Annotated in this window: 3 protein-coding genes; 1 reads left to right on the top strand and 2 read right to left on the bottom strand. The window is 36.3% G+C overall.

Going from position 1 to position 3,242, the window contains the following annotated elements; all coding sequences use genetic code 11:
* Positions 1-158: 158 nt before the first annotated feature.
* Both ACJML3_RS03150 and cysK read right to left on the bottom strand, forming a co-directional pair.
* Entirely contained in the window at positions 159-1,430 is a 1,272-nt protein-coding gene (locus ACJML3_RS03150; RefSeq protein WP_406020539.1) for a dicarboxylate/amino acid:cation symporter, read from the bottom strand.
* Positions 1,431-1,442: 12 nt separating this feature from the next.
* Positions 1,443-2,375, bottom strand: coding sequence for a cysteine synthase A (gene cysK / locus ACJML3_RS03145; protein ID WP_406020537.1), 933 nt, complete (start codon positions 2,373-2,375; stop codon positions 1,443-1,445).
* A gap of 199 nt (positions 2,376-2,574) precedes the next feature.
* Between cysK and ACJML3_RS03140 the strand changes: the two genes are divergently transcribed.
* A partial coding sequence (locus tag ACJML3_RS03140) for a 3'-5' exonuclease (RefSeq protein WP_406020535.1) occupies positions 2,575-3,242 on the top strand: 668 nt, incomplete at its 3' end.

Raw genomic sequence — 3,242 nt, 5'->3', positions numbered from 1 at the left:
CTGTTATTTTCTTTATGAGATCTTTTTTACTAAACTGTCAATCTGACCGCACTCAATTGATATATAAGGCATTTTTTTTACTTTATATTTGTTTTAATTTTATGTTTTGAAAAAAAAGGATCCTAAAAATATAGGATCCTTCATTTAATACTGACTTACTAGTTGTCTAGCTTATCTTTAACTTCCTTGTTTACAATATTTGCAACACATGAATCTGACCATACATTCAGGCAGGTTTCAATCATGTCAATTACAGCATATACAGGAAGAATAATACCCATTAGAGCAACATTTACTCCCATTGAGCTTACAAGTGAAATTGTCAGGAAGTAGCAACCCATAGGAACGCCAGCATTACCTACAGCTGCAAATGTAGCAATGACAATCCACAAAATGAAGTTTGATGCTCCAAGTTCAACACCTGCATTCTGCATTAAGAATAATGATGTAATCAGAATGAAAGCAGCACAGCCGTTCATGTTGATTGTTGTGCAAATAGGTAGAACAAATCTTGAAACTCTCTTGTCTACATTCAGATTATCCTCAGCTGATGCAATTGTTACAGGAAGAGTTCCTGCTGATGACTTTGAGAAAAGTGCAACTGCTAAAGCTGGCAGCATACCTCTTGCAATCTTGAATGGATTTAATCCTCTTAGTAATAAGATTGCAGGAAGGATAATGAACATCTGAAGAAGATTTGATGAAATTACCACACCAAAATACTGTGCAATACCACCAAGAATTACACCTGCTTCAAGCTGAGAAACAAGCTGAGATGTAAAAGCTAGAATACCTAATGGTAATACTGCAATCAGCCAGTGAATAAGCTTGAATAAGAGCTCCTGAAAGCCTGAAATAAAGCTAATCAGAGCATTCTTGCCATCACTTTCCTTTAAAGATGCAATTGCAAGACCGAAAGCTGCTGCAACTAGCAGTACTGAAAGTACATTACCAGATACAAATGGCTGGAAAAGATTGTTTGGAACAATTGAAACAATATGATCAAGATATGAAAGAGACTCATATTTTTCAACTGAAGATGCTGCAGCTGATGTTACATCTGAAACATTTGCAGGGCTTACAAAAATATAAATAAGTGCACCAACTGATGCTGCTAGAATAGTTGTAAGCAGAGTATAGAAAACTGTATGAGCAAAAATGGTTCCACCATTACCGCCACGGGTGAGCTTTGATAGGGTAGCCATCAGTGAAACTGCAATTACAGGTACAGCAATGAAGCTGAAAAGTCTTGTATATACAGTTGCAATAACGTCGGTTATGCTGTTTACAGTTGCGTTGCCAATGTAACCTAAAATGGCACCTGCAATTAAAGCACCAATATAAAAAGCTGCTGTTCTAAGTCTCTGTTTGCGATCTACCTTTGACATGGCAGTATCGGCAGCCTCAACAATTCGGTTGTTATTTGTCATATAAATCCTTAATTAGTCCTGATGATATAAAGCTGTTGAAAGATATCTGTCACCATTGTCAGGAAGCACAACAACAATGGTTTTACCCTCGTTCTCATCCTTCTTTGCAAGCTCAATTGCAGCAGTTAGTGCAGCACCTGATGAAATACCGATAAACAGACCTTCCTTTTGAGCAAGAAGACGTCCGTTATTGAAAGCATCATCGTCATTTACACCGATAATCTCATCAACAACTGAGCTATTATAAATCTTTGGAATGAATCCTGCTGAAATTCCCTGAATTTTATGAGGACCTGGCTTACCACCTTCTAAAACAGGAGATGCTGAAGCTTCAACTGCAACAATCTTAACTGATGGCTTCTTTTCCTTTAGGTATTTGCCAGTACCTGAAACTGTACCACCAGAGCCTACAGCTGATACGAAGATATCAACCTGACCTTCTGTGTCTTTGAAAATTTCAGGACCTGTAAGTTCGTAGTGAGCCTTTACATTAGCCTCATTTTCAAACTGCTGCGGAATAAATACATTCTCATCTTCTTTTGCAAGTTCAAAAGCCTTTTCAATGGCGCCTTTCATGCCCTTTGAGCCTTCAGTTAAAATAAGCTTAGCACCATAAGCCTTAAGAATATTTCTTCTTTCAACTGACATAGTCTCTGGTAGAACTAAGGTAACATCAAGGTTGTATGCAGCACCAACTAGTGCAAGACCGATACCGGTATTACCGGATGTAGGCTCAACAATCTTTGTCTTTTCATTGATTTTACCGGCCTTAATTGCTTCTTTTATCATATAAAAGGCAGCTTTATCCTTAATAGAGCCTGATGGGTTGAGACCTTCAACCTTTGCAAGAACTCTTGCCTTTAAATTTAAGAGCTTTTCAATATTTGTAAGCTCTACAAGTGGAGTATTTCCTATTAAATCTGTAACTGATTTGAAAAGCGCCATTTGCAAGTTTCCTTAAATAATTATATTAAACCTATCAAAATACTGTGTATTTGATTATATACGTATTTTTGCTCTTATTGCAACAAAATAAAAGATCAAAATCATGCTTTTTATCTGTCAGAGCCATTCTTGTTTTTTTAACGTTTGATAATTTGGTATTATTATATGAATATTTATGGATTTGTTGGTGTATAAGACAATGAATAACAATATTTTTCCGCTTTCAATGTTTGACAACATTAAAGCACATCCTGAAAACTACCGACTTATAGAAAGAATTCCTTTAACTGTAAATGGTGTTGATACCCATTTTCCAATTAAATTAAATGAGCCTGTTGAAGGTGAAAGAGTTCATACTGTTGTTTTTCTTGATACAGAAACTACAGGTATGGATTTTGAAAAGTGCAAGTTAATCGAGCTTGGAATGGTTAAGGCAACCTTTTCTCTTGATAGAAAGATAATTCTGTCGGTAGATAAGTACTATGATGAATTTGAAGATCCAAAAGAGCCAATTCCAAAGGAAATAATTGAAATCACCCATATTACAGATGACATGGTTCAGGGCCACAGTTTTGATGATGATATGGTTGCAAATTTTCTTGCAGGAAGACCGCTTATTGTTGCTCACAATGCAGGTTTTGACAGACCATTTTTTGATAAGCGCTTTGGAATGTTAAATTCTTTAAGCTGGGCCTGTTCCTTAAAAGAGATTAACTGGTCGAAACTTGGTTTTAACGGTCAGAAACTTGAATATTTAAATTCATGTCTTGGCTATTTTTATGATGCACACAGAGCATATACAGATGCCTTAGCTTTACTCTGGATCCTTTATCAAAAGCCAGAGGCCTTTGCCTGTCTTGTAGACAG

The sequence above is a fragment of the Succinivibrio sp. genome (assembly GCF_045124615.1).
Lineage (GTDB): Bacteria > Pseudomonadota > Gammaproteobacteria > Enterobacterales > Succinivibrionaceae > Succinivibrio > Succinivibrio faecicola.
This window is presented reverse-complemented; position numbering and strand designations above follow the sequence as displayed.

Excerpts from the sequence above, each read along its gene's own strand:
- ACJML3_RS03150 (WP_406020539.1), bottom strand. The coding sequence starts at position 1,430 with ATGACAAATAACAACCGAATTGTTGAGGCTGCCGATACTGCCATGTCA.
- cysK (WP_406020537.1), bottom strand. The coding sequence starts at position 2,375 with ATGGCGCTTTTCAAATCAGTTACAGATTTAATAGGAAATACTCCACTT.